The following is a 15760-nucleotide window of genomic DNA, read 5'->3' as shown; positions in this document are numbered from 1 at the left end:
CCCGGGCTCGGGCCCGCTCGCTCAGCCGGCCGCGCGGTACGCCGTGATCAGCCTCGCCACCGCGCCCGCCGGGTCACCGGAGAGCAGTCGGTGGTCGGCCTCGGCGAAGGGCTTCGCCACCGCCTCCGTGATCCGCTGCCCGATGCGATCCTGCACCAGCAGCCGGGCCCGGGCCACCAGACGCCGCGCCTCGGGTGAATCGCCGCGCCCGGCGGCCTGCGCCACCCGGGCCGCGAGCCCCAGCGCCTTCAGCGTGGCCTCGCCGCCCTTCGGCGCCGCCGTCAGGGTGGTGAGCCCCCAGCCGTACGGGAACTGCGGGTCGTACGAGGCGTCGCCCACGTTCACCGGCAGCTGCGCCTCGGACCGGGGCCAGGTCACCGGAAGCTGCCCGGTGAACGGCACCCGCCCGTAGAGCACGTCGGCGACGCCGTCGCCCTCCGTGCCCGGCAGCCAGGACGCCACCAGGGCGTCGATCTCCGGCAGCCGGTCGCCGATCAGCTGCGGCCGCCCCGAGACGACGAGCACCGCGCACGGCATCGCCGCGCACACCCGGTCCACCGCCGCCTTGTCGGCGGTGCTCAGCTCCAGGTCGTGCCCGTTGCCGACGTCCCCGACGCCCTCCGCGTACGGCGTCTCGCCGACCACCACGACCCCGGCGTCGTACCCCTGGACGGGTGCGGAGGCGTCCCGGGAGTACGTGAGCCCGGGCGCGGCCTTCCGCATCCCTTCGAGGATCGTCGTGCCGGTGGTCCGCTTCCCGGAGGAGCCCTGCCAGCTGATCGTCCAGCCGCCGGTCTGGTTGCCCAGGTCGTCGGCGTTCGACCCGGCGACGTACACCTTCTGCGAGGGCTTCAGCGGCAGCACCCCGCCCGCGTTCTTGAGGAGCACCTGCGAGGCGGCCGCCGCCTCGCGGGCCACCGCCCGGTGCGCGGCCGAGCCGACCGAGGGCAGGTGGGTGGTGTCCGCGTACGGCTTCTCGAAGAGTCCGAGCCGGAACTTCTGGGTGAGGATCCGCGCCACGGCGTCGTCGATCCGCGCGGGCGTGATCCGGCCCGCTTCCGCCTCGGCCACCAGGGTCCGGGTGAACTCCTGGTAGTTCGTCGGCACCATGATCATGTCCAGGCCGGCGTTGACCGAGGTCCGCACGTCGCTGGGGTAGTCGCCGGGGATCTGGTCGATGGCCTGCCAGTCGCTGATGACGAAGCCCTCGAAGCCCATCCGGTCCTTCAGCACGCCGTTGATCATCTCGGCGTGGGCGTGCATCTTCACCGGACCCTTGTCGTCGCCGATGACGTCGAGCGAGGAGTACGACGGCATGACCGTGCCCGCGCCGCGCTCCACCGCCTCCGCGAACGGAGCCAGGTGCACCGCCTCCAGCTCCTCGCGGGTGACCTCGGTGACGCCCTGGTCGATCGTGTACGAGCCCGTCGTCGACGACCCGAACCTCGTGCCGCCGTCGCCCACGAAGTGCTTGGCGCTGGTCAGCACCTTGTCGTTGCGGTCCAGGTCGCGTCCGTCGGCCGCGCCCTGCATGCCGTTGATCACCGTCTCCATCGCGGTGACCAGGGCCGGGTCCTCGCCGAATGCCTCGTACGACCGGCCCCACCGCTCGTCCCGCGTCACGCACACGCACGGCGCGAAGTCCCATGGGACGCCGGTCGCCCGCACCTCCTTCGCGGTGACGGCGCCGGTCCGCGCGGCGAGCGCCGGGTCGCGGGAGGCGCCGATGCCGATGTTGTGCGGCATGACCGTCGCCCCGGCCACGTTGTTGTGCCCGTGCACCGCGTCCACGCCGTAGATCAGGGGGATCTGGAGCCGGGTCGCCCGGGTCCGCAACTGGTAGCCGTCGATCATCCGCGCCCACGCCTCGGGCGTGTTGGGGGTGGGCACCGAACCGCCGCCGGAGAGCAGCGAGCCCAGCGCGTAGCCGGCGATGTCGCCGGGCGCGCGCAGCGCGTTCCGCTCGGCCTGGGTCATGTGCCCGGCCTTCTCCGCCAGGGTCATCCGGGACAGCAGGTCGGCGACCCTCCTCTTCACCGGGAGCCGCTGGTCGAGGTACGGCAGCCCGTGCGCGTCCACCACGACGACCGGGTCCTCGGCGGGGGCCTTGGCGCCCTCGACGGTCAGCCGCACCGGGATCGTCTCGGCCTCCTCGCCCGCGCGGTCGCCCAGCGTCTCCACGGTGACCGAGCGCGTCGTGCCGGACGGCGTCCCGGCCGGGAAGACGAGGGTGCCGGACACCGGCCGGTAGTCCTCGCCCGCCCGCGCGGGTCCGCTGTCGTCCGTCGCGTAGGCGACGGTGACCGGCCGGTCCGTGGGCGCCGCGCCCGTGGTGGTCACCGTGACGTCGATCCGGGCGGCGGAGCCCTCCGCCACCGGGTGGACGGCCGCTCCCGTGACCACCCGCGTGGTCAGCGCCGGATCGGCCCGGCCGTACAGCTCGACGCCGTCGAGCGCGAAGGCACCCGGCGCGCCCGTCGGCAGTGTCAGCGCGTACCCCCACATCCGGTTCAGGCCGAGGACCTGGTCGATGCCGCCGACCGGTTGGTGGTCGGCGCGGTACTGGAAGGACGAGAAGGGCAGCTCGACGAGGTGCCAGCCCTCCCAGTCGTCGGTGAAGGAGGTCGTCCACAGCTCGGACGCCTCGCCGTTCGCGCCGCCGTCCTTGAGCTCGAAGGCGATCCGCCGTCCGGAGCCGGGCGGCAGCGGTGCGGTGTTCTGCCCGTACCACCAGAACCGGATGCCCTGGTGGGCGGTCCAGTCCTGGGCGGGGCGGTCGAAGGCGAAGTCGTGGGTGAAGCCGCCCCAGCCGCTGATGCCGTAGCGCCCTTCGAGCACCTTCGTGCCCTCGGGGGCGTCGGCCCGCTCGGCGAGCGTGAGCGCCGGGTGGTCGTCGGCGTCGCTGCCCCAGGTGAAGATCCCCTCGGCGGGCGGACTCGCGAAGGGCACCTCGCCCTCGAAGCGGTCCACGGCCCGGGGCGGCGGGTCTCCGTCGGCCCCGGGTGCGGCGGCGCTGGGCGCGGCGCCGGCGAGCAGGGTGGCCAGCACCGCCGAGACGGCGCCGGCGGCGGTGGCGGCGAGAGCACGGCTACGGGCCCTGCGCCGGTAGAGCGGGTACGTCATGAGGTCTCCTGGAGACGGGGTGGGGGGAGCGGTCACGACGGCTGGTGGGTCCACTTCTGGTTGGCGCCGCCCGTGCAGGCCCAGATCTGCGCCCGGGTGCCGTCGGCCGACGCGTTGCCCGTCACGTCGAGGCACTTTCCGGAGGCCGCGTTGACCACGTCGTGGGTGCCGGGGTCGTACGTCCACCGCTGGGCGCCGGTCCCGTTGCAGGCGTACAGCTGCACCTTGCTGCCGTCGGCGACCGCGCCTCCCGTGACGTCGAGGCACTTGCCGAGCGCGCGGACGCTCCCGTCGGCGGCGAGCGTCCACCGCTGCGCCGCCGTGCCGTTGCAGCCGTGGAGCTGGACGGCGGTGCCGTCGGCGGTCGCCGCCCCGGCCACGTCCAGGCACTTGCCCGCGAGCCCCGTCAGCGCCCCGGCCGGCCCGCCGCCGCCGGGCGTCCCGGCCCAGGTGAAGGTGGCGGTGGTGCGGGCCGGCAGGGTGTACGTGAAGGACTGGCCGCCCCAGTCGACGCGGACGGACTGCGCGGAGCCGCCGCCGTTGTGCGCGATCAGCGCCTTGGAGCCGTCCGGGTTGCGCCAGGCCACGTTCCGCACGGTCGCGTTGTCGGTCGAGGCGATGCGGTACGCGCCGGGCTTCACGAACTTGGTGAGGTGACCGGTCGTGTAGTACTCGATCGTGTAGTCGACCTGCCCGGCCCGCGCGCCGCCCTCCTGCACGGTGATCAGACCGGTGCAGGTGCCGCAGCCGCCGTTGTGCGGCCCCATGTCCTGGTTGAGCGCGAGGCTCCACTTGACCAGGCTGCTGCTCCAGTTACGGGCGTAGGTGACGATGTCCTTCAGGTCCTCGTCGTGCTGGTTCCCGATCCAGGTGCCGCCGGAGTGCTCGGTGCTGAACTGCGGCACCGACGGGTACTGCGCGTGGACCTGGCTTCCCACGGCCGGGTCGCCGAAGTAGCCGTGCCAGGCGATGCCGCCGAAGAGCGGGTCCTCGCGGACGCCCGCGTCGCCGAGGACGCCCGCGCCGAAGTTCGCGTAGTCGCCGTAGTTCCAGTCGTGCACCAGGACCTTGGTGGTGATCCCGGCGGCGCGGAAGGCCGGGTAGAGGTGGTTCTTGGTGAACTCGGCCAGCCCGGACGGGTTCCAGCTCATGCCGGGGTAGTTCATCGCCGTCGGGTTGCCGGCCTGGCAGCAGTTCGGCTCGTTCTGCACCGAGAGGTAGTCGACCTTGATCCCCGCCGCCTGGTAGCTCTGGACGTACTTCACCAGATACTGGGCGTAGGTGGGGTAGTGCTCCCACTTCAGCCAGCCCATCTGGTCCATCCGGCCGTTGTCCTTCATCCAGCCGGGTGCGCTCCACGGCACGCCCTTGACCCGCAGCGCCGGGTTGAGCTGCTTCGCCTGCGCGGTCAGCACTCGCACGTTCGTGTCGTAGCCGTTGGCGCCGAAGTCGTTCAGGTCGCAGCAGGTGTCGTCGAGGGAGACGTGTCCGGGGCGGGAGAGGTCCGAGGCGCCGATGGGGTTGCGGACGAAGGAGAGCCCGATGCCCTCGGTCGGCGAGAAGAGCCTGCGCACCACCTCGTCGCGGGTGGCGGCGCCGACCGCCCCGCCGCGCAGGAGGTGGGCGGTGGTGTCGGTGATCGAGGCGCCGCCGCCCTCGAACCGCTGATAGGTCGTGGACTCGTCGACGGTGAGGGTGTGGCTCGCGCCGCCGCCGGCGGGGCCGAAGGCGAGCGGAGCCTGGGGGGCGAGTCCCCGTGTGACGGTACGGCCTCCGGCGTCGGAGGTGGTGGTCAGCCAGACGTCCACCCGCTCGCCGGCCGCCTGCGCGGTGCCTGGCGCGGTGAGGACCAGGCCCGTCGCCACGAGGGCACCGGTGAGCAGGGCGGCGAGGGAGCGGGGGCGTGAGCGCGCCCGGTGTCGCACACCCAGAAGATTGAGCTGCACCTGACAACCCTTTCGTCAAGGGCGTACCGCACTGCCGTACGAACCCGGCCCGCCCGGGCCCGTACGCGTCCCGCAAGGCGGCAAGCCTTTTATCAAGCTGTGAACTTATGGAGGCGTCCAGCCCCCGTCAACCCCTCCCGCGTACAACTCCCGAAGCGGGCGCTCCCACCCACGGGCACGCCTGCGGGCTTCAGCCCGCCAGCCGGACCAGGGCCGCCGCCGTGAGCGCCGTGATCGCCGGGGGGAGGGCCGAGCGGAGGTCGGGGGCGAAGTGGGGCGAGTGGTTCGGGGGGACGCGGCCTCCGGTGGCGGCCCACTGGCGGGGGCCGGCGACGCCCGTCATCCAGTACACCAACGGCACGTCACCGGCGCCGTGGAGGGCGTCGCCCGCCCCGCCGTAGAGCGCGAAGTCCTCCGACGCGGTCGACGGGGGCCAGTCGGTCACCCGCTCCGGCCCGAACAGGGCCGTGTGGGCGGCGCGGACGGCCGCCGTCTCCCCGGGCGTCACCCACAGCGCCGGTGTACGGGTCACCGGCGTGATGTCCGGGTCGCGCGGGCAGGCCGAGGCCGCGCACTCCGCCCGCACGATGCGCTCCACCGCCGCCACCGCCCGCTCCAGGGAGGGTTCGGAGAGGGCCCGCACGCCGATGCCCAGGGACGCCGTGGCGGGTACGACGTTCACCGCCGTGCCCGCCCGCAGCGTGCCCACCGTCAGCGTCACGTGCTCGCCCGGCGCCGTCTCCCGGGCCACCACCGCCTGGAGCCGCAGCACGATCGCCGCCGCCGTCACCACCGGGTCCACGGTGAGCTGCGGGGTGCCCGCGTGCCCGCCCCGCCCGTGCACGGTCACCTCCAGGGCGGCGCTCGCCGCCGTCACAGGGGCCCGGGGCGTACCGTGCGCCACCATCCCGGCCGGAAGCGGCGCCGCGTGCTGGGCGAGGACCACGTCGGGGACGCCGAACCGCTCGTACAGCCCGTCGGCCAGCATCGCCCGCGCCCCCGTCAGCGTCTCCTCCGCCGGCTGCCCGACCACCACCAGCGTCCCGCGCCAGTCGGCCGGGGTCCGGGCCAGCAGCTCCGCCGCCCCTGCCGCCGCCGCCAGATGCAGGTCGTGCCCGCACGCGTGCATGGCGCCGTTGTCGCTCGCGTACGGCAGCCCGGTCTCCTCCACCAGCGGCAGCGCGTCGAGCTCCGCCCGCAGGAAGACGCGCGGCCCCGGTCCGTTGCGCAGCACCCCGACCACGCCGTGCCCGCCCAGCCCGTGGGTCACCTCCAGGCCGAGCGCCCCGAGCCGGTCGCCGAACACCCGGGCCGTCCGCGCCTCCTCCCCGGACAGCTCGGGGGAGGCATGGACGTCCAGGCAGAGCGTCAGGGCGGGGCGGAGCGCCTCCCCGGCCCGCGCGAGGGCGAGGGCGGGATGAAGGGCGGCGGGGGCGACGGACACGGGCTCTCCTCGTCTCGGTACGGACACGTCCGGCGGGGACGTGCGGGGCGCTGGCGCCGCGTGCCAGCGAAGTGCCAGCGGGCGGCGGGCCGAACGGTGAGCGGGGGGCGCTGGAATGGAGCCATGCCCGGCGGCCCCGCCCAGGGGCCGCGGACCTTGAGGAGGCAGCATGAACAAGGACCTGAGCACCCTCGCCGACGAGATCCTCGAGCTCGAGGCCGAGACCTTCGAGATCTCCGACTACTCGGACGCCAGCGAGGTCGTGCTGGCCGGTTCCACCAGCACCAGCTCCACCTCGACGTGCAGCTCCACCACCAGCACCACCTCCTGCTCCGCCTGACCCTTCGTCTCGTCAGGGTCGGTGAGCGCGCCCGGTGTCCGTCGTCCCACGGACACCGGGCGCACTCGCGTCACGGGAAGGGATGCGGGACCCGGTGGATCTCGGCGTCCGTCAGGTCCGCCGCCCGGTGCCCGCCGCGCCGCAGCGCGGTCCTCAGCCGGGGCATCAGAGGCGCCCGCTGCCGGTTCCAGCCGAAGTCGATCGGCAGCAGCCCCGGCACCAGCGTGCTGACCGTCCGCAGCCCCATCCGCACCTGCTCGGGCGTCGTCTGGTCCACCACGACCACGTCGTGCCCCGCCCCGGTCAGCGCGTCCGTCACCGCCCGCAGGTCGTCCCGCAGGTCGAGCGTCCTCGGCCGCCCCGACGCCTCCCACTCCCGGTAGGTCTCCTCGAAGGAGCGCACGGCGCTCGGCTCCAGGAAGGCCCGCGCGTGCGCCGCCATGCGCGGCAGCCCGTACAGCTGGGCGTGGTCCTTCAGGTGTCGTACGCGGTCGAAGTCGTCGGCCATCGCCTCCAGTTCGGCCCGCCGCTCGTGCGTCTGCCGGGAGAGGTGCGGGATGTAGGTGAGGACCTCCGAAAGCGCCCCCTCCACGGCGGCGCGCGGATCGAGGGAGGCCGCCGCGGCGAACGACAGCAGCCCCGGGCCGCCGTCCCGGCGCACGGCGACCGCCGTGACCACCGGGACCGGCAGGTCGATGCGGTGGTCCAGGACGTGCACGGCGTAGCCCTGGAGCGCGGCCCGTTCGGCCATCGCCGCCGCCCGCCCGCCCACCGTCGCCAGGTCGATCGCGGGCAGCCGGGCCGCCCCGTACCAGGCGTTCAGGAAGGCGTCCCGCTCGACGAGTTCGAGGAGTCCGCCGAGGACCGCCTCCTCCATTCCGCCGCCGATGGCGCAGCCGTTGGAGCACTCGAAGACGAAGTTGTCCGCCTGGAGGCCCGCGCTGTAGTAGACGAGCCGGGACGGCACCAGGACCGGCCGCTCGTCGCGCAGCGACCAGCCCCACTCCCAGGGGATCGCCCGGTCCGGGTCGAACGGGTCGACGAGCGGGTCCTCCCGGTAGGTGCGCTCCTCGTAGAAGCCGCACTCCGCCGGGTCGACCGCCTGCTCCCGCAGCTCGTTCCAGGAGCCGACGACGGGCGCGCGCGGGGCGCGCCGGTGGGTGCCCGCGTACCGCTCCAGGCCCTCAAGGAAGGCCAGGGTCCGGCTGGTCGCGAAGGCGTTCTCCTGCCCGCTCCAGGTCACGTCGTTGAGCCCCGCGTAGCCGCGCACGAAGACGCTGCCCGCGACCGGCGCGGTCGTCGGCGAGGTGACGCTCAGCCAGGTGCCGGCGCCCAGCGCCCCGCAGACCGGATTGGCCAGCGCCTCCTCGGGGATCGGGTACGAGCCGGCCGGCCGCAGCCGGTACGCGCCCGGGTCCCGCTTCCGCCGCTCCACCAGCTCCACCGGGAGCGGAGCGGCCGCCTCCGGGGCGGGGGCGCAGTCCGGGCACAGCGGATCGGCCAGCAGCGGATACGTCCGCACCGCGAGCGTCGCCAGGTCGATCCGGGTCACCTGGGGCAGCGCCCGGTCCGCCGCCCCCTCGGCCGGGGGCTGGACGCCGGGCCGGGCCAGGACCGCCCCGCAGACCGCCGCCACCGCGTCGTACACGTGCGCGGTGAGCGGGGGCCAGGCGCCGGCCGGACGCGGGGCCTCGGGGCCGCCGGTCTCCAGCGCGTCCCGCTCGCTGCGGCTGCGCAGCCGCTGCCAGCGCAGCGCCAGACAGCGTCCGCACGCGGGCGTGCCGCCGTCCCCGCCCCAGGGGCCGACCAGGACGGCGGAGGCGGTGAGGTGCACCCGGGCCCCGGCGCGTTCGGCCGCCCACGGGTCGGGCGCGCCGGGACCGCCCCGGGGCGCGGCGGCGTCCGTGACCCCGACCGGCACCACCGGCACGTCCGCGCCGAGCCGCGCGGCGAGCGCGGCCCGCAGCTCGGCCCGCGCCCGGTCCATCGGCAGCTCGGCGGGCTGCTCCACGGGCCGCTCCGCCACGGGGGCGCTCATGAGGACCTCGTCCAGCGGAAGGTCTTCACCGCGACCGCGCCGAAGACCACCGCGAAGACGAGCAGGCCGGCGCAGCCCACCAGGACGTCGGAGGAGTCGCCGCGCCCGGCGAGCGCGTGCGAGACGGCGTCGTTGAGGTAGCGCAGCGGCATGACCAGGGACACCGTCCGCAGCCACTCCGGCATCGAGTCGAGCGGGAAGAACGAGCCCGACAGGAACGCCATCGGCAGCATCAGGAAGTTGGCGACGGCCGCCACCGACTCCGGGGTGTCCGCGAACGAGCCGATGATCACCCCGAGGAGCAGGAAGGTGGTCACCCCGAGGGCGAGGACCGGGATGAGCAGCGGCCAGCCGGAGGCGGGCCGGAGCCCGAACACCGGCAGCATCGCCACGCCGACGAACAGCAGCGACTGCACGGCTCCCACCACCAGCGCGATGGCGTACCGGGAGCCGATGACCGCCGACAGCGGCGCGGGCGACATGCGGATGAGCCGGAGGATGTCGTCCGACCGCCACTGCATCAGGGTGAAGGCGATCCCGAAGACGGCGGCGTTCGCCACGCCCCACGACAGCACTCCGGCCGCCGTGTAGGAGAGGTAGGACAGGCCGCTCTCCTCCACCGCCTGGCCCTTGAAGATCAGGCCGAAGACGACGAGGAAGAGCAGCGGGAAGGCGAAGGTGAAGAACAGGGTGGTCTTGTCGCGGACCTGGGCGCGGTAGCCCGCCCCGGTCAGTGCGGCGTAGGCGCTCATGGTCACGGCTCCGTGGTCTGTGCGGTCTCAGGGGCGGCGTGCGCGCCGGCGGTGCGGGCGGTCAGGTCGAGGTAGACGTCCTCCAGGCTCGGGGTGCGCGTCTGCACCCCGTCCAGACCGGCGAGCCGGTCGACGGCGGTGAGGACCTGCCCGGGCGCGTGGGTCTCCAGGACGAGCGAACCGCCCTGCACGCTCACCCGCTCCACGCCGTCGATCCCGGCGGCGGTCCGCTCGTCGAGCCGGCCCACCGGCAGCAGCAGCCGGCTCGGCGCGCGCGAGGCGCCCACCAGGTTGTGCGGGGAGTCCGTCACCGCGATCCGGCCGTCCACCAGGATCGCGATGCGGTCGCACAACTCCTCGGCCTCGTCGAGGTGGTGGGTGGTGTAGACGATGGTGCGGCCCGCCGCCTTCAGCCCGCGCAGCACCTCCCACAGGGCCCGGCGGGCCTGCGGGTCGAGCGCGGCCGTCGGCTCGTCGAGGAAGATCAGCTCAGGGCCGTGGACGAGGGCGGAGGCGATGGCGAGCCGCTGCCGCTGCCCGCCGGACAGGTTCTCCACCCGGACCTTCCGCTGCCCGGTGAGCCCCACCGCCTCCAGCGTGGCGTCGACCGCCTCCCGGGGCGCCCCGTAGAGCGCGGCGACCGTCCGCAGGTGCTCGTGCGCGGTCTGCCGGACGAAGAACGCGGAGGACTGGGTCTGCACCCCGATCCGGGGGAGCAGCGCCGTGTCACGGGGCCAGGGCGGGCGGCCGAAGAGGGCGACCGTGCCCGCGTCGGCCCTGCGCAGCCCCTCCATGATCTCCACCAGGGTCGACTTGCCGGCGCCGTTGGGCCCGAGCAGGCCGAAGAACTCGCCCCGGTGGATCTCCAGGGTCACGCCGTCGACGGCGAGCCGGTCCCCGTACCGCTTGGAGACCCCCTCGACGCGGACGGCGGGGGCCGGCGGACCGCCCGCTGCGGATGTGGCTGACATGGCCTGTACCTCACTCATGTGGTGCGTGGTCCTTCGGATCGGCGGTCGGGAGGTCGGAAGGGGCGGGGGCGGGGCGGGGGTCCGGGTCACCGGAGCAGCAGGAACAGCAGGACGGCGGTCGCGGTGACGGCGAGCAGCACAAGCAGCACCGCCCCCGCCGCGTACGCCGTGTAGAGCCGCCGGGCCCGGGGCGGATAGGCGGCCACCGCCCCCGCCCCGCCGCTCCGGCGCAGCGCCAGATAGGCGCGGGTCTCGGGGGCGAGCCGGACGGTGCCGAGGGCGTGCCCCAGCATCCGGTAGCCGTCGAGCGGCGGCAGCGGCACCAGGTTACCGAGTCCCTGGATGGTGCCGAGCAGCAACAGGCCCGCCACGAAAGGGCGTTCGGGCGCGCCGTCGGGAAGCAGCGTCCACCAGACGCCGAAGGGAAGCAGCAGCACCATGTTGAGGTGGGCGCCCGCCCCGGCGATCACCAGCTTCGCCCGGAGACCCGGCAGGAACAGGTAGTCGTCGACCGTGCAGTAGAGCAGCGCGGCCGGCAGCCGCCACTTCAGCCCGATCTCGGTGACCTGCCCGCCGTAGTGCTGGGCGGCGACCCCGTGGGCCAGCTCGTGCACGGTGATGCTCAGCCACAGGAAGAGCGCGATCCCGGCGACCGCGCCCGGCTGCCCGGTCAGCTCGCCCGCCGCGCCGACCAGCGGCCCCGCCTGGAGGACCAGCAGCCCGATCAGCGCCAGGACGGCCGCGCACAGCGGCAGTTGGACGACCGGACGCAGCACGGGCCGCAGCAGCCGGTGGAGCCGGGCGGTGGTCGCGCCGGCGTCCTTCACCATCGGACGGGTGCCCCGCCACGGCGAGTTGGGCGGTTGAGGCGGCGCGGTCACGACCGGGTCGGGCGAGCCGGCCAGCAGCCCCCGCGTGCCGAGCAGGCCCAGCAGCCGAGTCCAGTGCTCCTCGCCGAGCCGCCGGCCGAACCGGTCCGCGTAGGCGGGCGCGAGATCGTCCAGGTTCCTCGTCCCGTCGAGCCGGGTGATCAGGAAGTACTCCTTCTCGCCGACCTCGAACGCCGCCCCGGTGACCGGGTGCCGGATCAGGTGCACGGTCCGGGGCCCGCGCAGCAACGCGGGACTGAACCGCACCCCGGGCCGCAGCGCGGGCCGGTGGGCGCGGACGGCGGCGGACGACGCCGTCACGCCGTCACCCCCGCCGCCGCCGGGTCCGCGACGCCCTCCCGCAGCACCCGCCCCAGCACGAACGACAGGTACGCCTCGTCCCGGATCGTCACATGCAGCCGGTTGTTGGTCATGTGCATGTACGGGGAGAGGAGCCGGGGCAGCACCGCCGCCACGTCCGTCAGCGGCTCCAGGGGCGCCGCGTCCACCGGCTCCGTCCGCCGCTGCCCGGTGTCCTCCCGCGCCGGGCCGTCCCACACCGGGAAGACGAGGTCGCCCCGGGCGGTCGCCGCCTCCACCCGCGACCGCAGCTCCAGACAGTGCTCGGCCCAGCCCCGCAGGAAGGACGGCAGCCGCTCCAGCTCCCGCGCCCCGACCGCCGCGCGGACCGCCGCGAACCGGCGGCCCAGCGACGGGGCGAGCTCCGCGTAGCCGCGCTCGTACTCCTCCGAGCCGATGAAGCCGCTGTCGGGGAACGCCCGGTGCCAGAAGCGGTAGTAGCCGTCGAGATACGTGGCGAGCCGGTCCTCCTCCGGCAGGAAGCAGCTCGCCATGACCATCATCAGCTGTGCCGAGGTGCCCAGCAGCACCGTCCGCAGGTGCAGGTTCATCGTGCGGAAGGCGTCCACGACGAGATCGCTGGAGTGCCGGAAGTGCCACTCGGCCAGCTCGACCCCGGCCGGGCCGCCGTACTTCGCGTACTCGGGGGCGTACGGCTCCTCGCGGAAGGTGTTGTTGGGCCGCAGCCGCATCCGGCCGTCCTCGCCCATGTACCGGCCCCGGTCCTCGCCCGGGAACTCGATGTCGAACAGCGCGTTGTAGAAGTCCTTCAGGAAGCCCGAGTCCACCTCGTACAGCGCCGGGCGGCTCTTCAGGAACGCGGCGAGCGCCTCCTCGGCCCGCCGCCGCACCTCCGGCGCCGCCGCCGCGCTCGACGGGCGCAGCCGCAGCCGCACGTGCGGCCCCTCCAGCCAGTAGTTGAGGAAGAAGTACCCGGCGAGCAGCCCCTCCTCGGAGAGCCGGGCCACCAGCGGGCGGACGCAGTCCACCAGGAGAGGCCGGGGGCTGGCCGCGTAGAAGACGTGCAGCGCCAGCCACGGCCCCGGAGGCGTGGTGTGCGGGGTGGTCAGTTCCGGCATGTCGGGCCGCCCTCGGTCGACGTGGGATGGGTGGGCGCGGGAGGAGAGGGGAGGGGAGGGCTGGACGTGAAGGTCTCCACGGCCAGTTCGGCCACGTGCCGGCCGCGCCCGGACACGACGTGGAGCCCGTCCTCGGCGGGCAGCATCTCGCGCAGCACCACGGAGGCCCCGGGATCCCGGTCGAGCAGGGCGTCGAAGGCCGTCAGCGACAGCGGGCTCGCGAAGTCGACGTACAGCGGCTTCGCGCCCGGCGCCCGCCGCCCGTCCCGCTGCGGCGTCGCGAACACCCGGTCCGGCAGCCCGTGGGCCCGCTGCCAGCGCCGCCACTCCAGCCACCAGGCCGCCTCGTCGCCACCCGGCCGGCGCACCGGCAGCACCGCCGTCCCCGCCGTCCACGCCCGCCGGGCCAGGACCACATCGCCGTGCACGACCCGTGGCCTGCGGGTCACCCCGCCGTCCGCCGGGCCCACCGGCACCCCGCCCCACACGTCGGCCGGGGCCATGGTGCTCGGCGAGAGGAGGAGCAGGGTGCGCGGGATCGCCGGCAGGGCCACCGGCACCAGATAGCCGAGGTAGACGGGGATCACCCGGCGGTCGAGCCGCCGCGAGCGCAGCACCAGCCGGTCCGACTCCTCGTCGTGCACCAGGAAGAGGTCGTCCAGATCGAGCCGGGCCTCCTCCGGCACGGTCGACGTCTCACCCGGGCAGACGATCTGGTGGTCCGTCAGCCGCCCGTGCAGATTCAGGTTGCTGGTCACCGGCCCGCCGGTCAGCTCGGCGAAGACCGCGCCCTCCGGCTGCCGCTCCCGCAGCTCCGCCCGCAGCCGCGCCGACAGCCCCGGCCCGTCCTGCCTCTCCGCCGCGTCCACCCTGTCCTGCGCGTCCGCCGTGTCCGGGCCTTCGGCCCCGCTGTCGTACACGTGGGTGAAGCGGCTGAACGGGAAGGCCAGGCCGCCGTAGGACCGGTTGAGCACCACCCGGTGCCCGTCCTCCCGCAGGTCGATCTGGAGGTGATGGCTCTGCGGCACGAAGTCACCTGCCAGTGGCGCGAGTTCGTCACCGACCTCGGTCAGCAGCCCGTCCGGCAGCCGCAGTTCCTCCGTCGCCCCGTCCCGCTCCCACGCCTCCCGCATCCCGGCCGCGAACCGCCGCCGGGCCTCGTCCAGACTGCGCAGGGCGGGCTGACCGAGCCAGTTCTCCTCCGGTACGTACGTCCCGTCGGCGTCGAAGGGGGCGCGCCCGGCGGTGAAGGACAGGTACTGGTCGAACAGGTCCTCGTGGAAGTCGTGCACGAGGCCCAGCAGATCGTCGCACCGGCCGCCGCGCCCGTACCGGGCGAGGAAGAAGCCGTGCAGGGTGATCCGGTGAGGGAGCGTCAGGTCGAACAGCGGCAGGACCCCCTCGACCCTGCGCAGCGCCCGTCCCGTCTCTCCGCCGAGCAGCCCCGGGTCGGCCGCCACGGCGTCGCCCGCGCTCACGTCCTCGTACAGCAGGGTCGCCGGCAGTCCCGGCTCCGGTGCGCCGAGGCCCCGCTGTACGTCGAGCAGGCGCTCCCGCAGCGTGCGCAGCAGGGTCCGCCGCTCGGCGAGCCCGGCCGACGGGTAGGCGGCGAGGCAGGCGGCGGGCGCGTCCAGTCCGTCCGCGACGGCGTCCGCCCACGGCACGCCGAGGCCGCGCAGCGCCGTCTGGAAGGACCGCAGCGGGTCCGGGCTGTGCACGTCGGTCCGCAGGGCTGGGACCTGCACCATGCCGAGCTGGAGCAGCGCCGCCGCGTACCGCTCGCAGTCCGCCGGGTCCGCCCCGTGCTCCTCGCGCAGCCACCCGACCAGATCCCGGTGGCGCAGCCCCTCCCGCCCGCCGAGGAAGTCCAGCAGCCGCTCCAGGGTGCCGCTGCCGCGCAGGTAGAACAGGCGGTCGCGGACGGCGTCGAAGGTGACGGCCGCGCTGTCGTCGCCGGCGGTCACCCACTGCCTGACGTACCGGATCCGGTCCTCGTCGCGGCCCCAGCCGGGGGAGAGGGCGACGGGCAGGTCCTGCCGCAGGACCGGGTCCGCGAGGATCAGCTCGGCGATCCGGGCGAGCGCCACGACCGTCAGCCGGACGTGCCCCGACCACTCCTCCGCGAGGCGCGGCTCCCGCTCCGCGCCGTCCTCGAAGACACCGGAGGCCACCGGGGTCAGCGTGCTGAACGGGCTGGTCTTGCACGCCGTCCGGTAGAGGTAGGTGAGGGCGGACCGCTCGACCTTCCGCATCCGCTTGCCGGGCTCGGCCGCCGGGTCCGCGAGGTACGCGTCGAGGCGGGAGTCCAGCGTCGGGGAGGCGAGAAGCAGCCCGTGCCGCAGCCGGTCCTCCGCGAGCGCGGACCTGAGCGCGCCCCGGGCCTCGCGGAGCTCCGCCGCGAGCAACTCCGGTCCCTCGGCGAGCAGTTCTCCGTACCGGCCCCGCTCCTTCAGCCAGTCCTCCACGCGCGCCCCGGCCTCGGCGTCGAGGCCGGTGACGAGCCGCCGCGCAGCGTCCGGGTCGGCGGGGAGCCGGTTGTTGAAGATCTGTCGGCGCAGGGCGAGAAGGGCGCGGCGGGCCTCGTCGCCGCGCGCGTCGGCGGCCTCGACGAGGCCGTGCAGCAGCTCGCTCAGCCCGGCCCCCTCCCCGGCGAGCCGGGCCTCGTGCTCCAGGACCTCGTCGGCCCAGGCCAGGGCGCGCGGACAGCGCAGCCCCCGGACGGTCTCGACGGGCAGGCCCGCGGCCCGCAGCAGGAACCTCCGCCCCACCTCCCAGCCGTCCGCCGGACGGGCGGGGGTGGTGGACATCGCTTCGGTCGGTGTATCCGTCGGTGTCATG

Annotated in this window: 10 protein-coding genes; 1 reads left to right on the top strand and 9 read right to left on the bottom strand. The window is 74.7% G+C overall.

The window, feature by feature from the left end; translation table 11 throughout:
* Positions 1 to 21 precede the first annotated feature (21 nt).
* From ACFXMG_RS13115 to ACFXMG_RS13105, 3 genes are all read right to left on the bottom strand, one after another.
* A complete protein-coding gene (locus ACFXMG_RS13115) occupies positions 22 to 3123 on the bottom strand; it encodes a glycoside hydrolase family 3 N-terminal domain-containing protein (RefSeq protein ID WP_383824471.1) in 3102 nt (1033 codons plus the stop codon).
* 32 nt (positions 3124 to 3155) lie between these two features.
* Positions 3156 to 5069 carry an RICIN domain-containing protein gene (locus ACFXMG_RS13110; protein ID WP_383824474.1) on the bottom strand — a complete coding sequence of 638 codons (1914 nt, stop codon included), beginning with the start codon at positions 5067 to 5069 and terminating at the stop codon, positions 3156 to 3158.
* Between the two features lie 190 nt (positions 5070 to 5259).
* Positions 5260 to 6513, bottom strand: coding sequence for an amidohydrolase (locus ACFXMG_RS13105; RefSeq protein WP_383824478.1), 1254 nt, complete (start codon positions 6511 to 6513; stop codon positions 5260 to 5262).
* 169 nt (positions 6514 to 6682) lie between these two features.
* On the opposite strand from ACFXMG_RS13105, the gene ACFXMG_RS13100 reads away from it, so the two are divergent.
* The gene (locus tag ACFXMG_RS13100; protein ID WP_030757923.1) at positions 6683 to 6853 is read left to right on the top strand and encodes a thiazolylpeptide-type bacteriocin; all 171 of its coding nucleotides are present in this window, start codon (positions 6683 to 6685) and stop codon (positions 6851 to 6853) included.
* Between the two features lie 70 nt (positions 6854 to 6923).
* On the opposite strand, the gene ACFXMG_RS13095 is transcribed toward ACFXMG_RS13100, so the two are convergent.
* The 6 genes from ACFXMG_RS13095 to ACFXMG_RS13070 all read right to left on the bottom strand — a co-directional run bounded on the left by ACFXMG_RS13095 (position 6924) and on the right by ACFXMG_RS13070 (position 15759).
* On the bottom strand, positions 6924 to 8891 hold the full coding sequence (locus tag ACFXMG_RS13095; RefSeq protein WP_383824481.1) for a TOMM precursor leader peptide-binding protein: 1968 nt from the start codon (positions 8889 to 8891) through the stop codon (positions 6924 to 6926).
* A complete protein-coding gene (locus ACFXMG_RS13090) occupies positions 8888 to 9643 on the bottom strand; it encodes an ABC transporter permease (protein WP_383824483.1) in 756 nt (251 codons plus the stop codon). Before ACFXMG_RS13090 ends, ACFXMG_RS13095 begins: the two co-directional genes overlap by 4 nt.
* Before the next feature lie 2 nt (positions 9644 to 9645).
* Positions 9646 to 10632: an ATP-binding cassette domain-containing protein gene (locus ACFXMG_RS13085; RefSeq protein ID WP_383824485.1), complete on the bottom strand. Its 987-nt coding sequence runs from the start codon at positions 10630 to 10632 to the stop codon at positions 9646 to 9648.
* Positions 10633 to 10700: 68 nt separating this feature from the next.
* On the bottom strand, positions 10701 to 11804 hold the full coding sequence (locus ACFXMG_RS13080) for a peptidase M50 (RefSeq protein ID WP_383824487.1): 1104 nt from the start codon (positions 11802 to 11804) through the stop codon (positions 10701 to 10703).
* Positions 11801 to 12922, bottom strand: coding sequence for a lantibiotic dehydratase C-terminal domain-containing protein (locus tag ACFXMG_RS13075; RefSeq protein ID WP_383824490.1), 1122 nt, complete (start codon positions 12920 to 12922; stop codon positions 11801 to 11803). Before ACFXMG_RS13075 ends, ACFXMG_RS13080 begins: the two co-directional genes overlap by 4 nt.
* The gene (locus ACFXMG_RS13070; protein WP_383824492.1) at positions 12910 to 15759 is read right to left on the bottom strand and encodes a lantibiotic dehydratase; all 2850 of its coding nucleotides are present in this window, start codon (positions 15757 to 15759) and stop codon (positions 12910 to 12912) included. Before ACFXMG_RS13070 ends, ACFXMG_RS13075 begins: the two co-directional genes overlap by 13 nt.
* Position 15760: the final 1 nt, after the last annotated feature.

The sequence above is a fragment of the Streptomyces sp. NPDC059201 genome (assembly GCF_042754585.1).
Taxonomy (GTDB): Bacteria; Actinomycetota; Actinomycetes; order Streptomycetales; family Streptomycetaceae; genus Streptomyces.
This window is presented reverse-complemented; position numbering and strand designations above follow the sequence as displayed.